The organism is Amycolatopsis sp. WAC 04182 (assembly GCF_003947465.1).
Taxonomy (GTDB): domain Bacteria; phylum Actinomycetota; class Actinomycetes; order Mycobacteriales; family Pseudonocardiaceae; genus Amycolatopsis.
Genome location: NZ_QHJJ01000061.1, coordinates 1 through 643, shown reverse-complemented (window position 1 = coordinate 643; position 643 = coordinate 1). Strand labels below are relative to the sequence as shown.

Below are 643 nucleotides of genomic sequence, written 5' to 3'. Positions count from 1 at the left end.
GCAGGGGGTGGCCGACATGTTCGGCCCCGGGGAGATCGCGGTGCGCGCGCTGGCCGCCGGCGCCGACACGATCTGCGCGGGCCGGGCCGACGAGCACAGCCTGCGCGAGATGCGCGACGCGATCGTCGCCGCCGTACGCTCGGGCACGCTGAAGGAGGAACGGCTGGCCGAGGCGGCCGAACGGGTGCTGGCGCTGTCCGCCTGGTACGCCGACCGGTCCGCGCTGCGCGAGAAGGCCGTCGCCGACGTGGACGAGAGCGTCGGCCTGGAGGTCGCCAGGGCCGCGCTGACCACGACCGGCGCCGCCGTGCTCGACCGCGGCCCGCTGGTCGTGGAGGTCAACACCCGGCTCAACCAGGCCGTCGATCCCGCCACGCCGACCGGCATCGCGGCGGCCCTCACCGCGCGGCTGCCGACCACGGCCAGGGTGCGCCTGGACCGCGACGGCGAGCTGCCCGCCTTCGACGACCGGCCCGTGGTGCTCGTCGTGCACGACGCGGCGCGGCACCCGTGGGTGCGCGAGGCGGTGGCCCGGGTGCTCGCCACCCGGCCGGACGCGATCGTGGTGGACACCGGCATCAGCGACGCCCCCGTCGGCGCCGCGCACCTCGCCACGCACGGCATCTCCCGCGTCTCCGCGCAG

General features: G+C 77.3%; 1 pseudogene. It reads left to right on the top strand.

What is annotated here, in order from left to right:
* Positions 1 to 16: 16 nt before the first annotated feature.
* Positions 17 to 643, top strand: a pseudogene (locus DMH01_RS42510) (hypothetical protein); the annotation flags it as partial.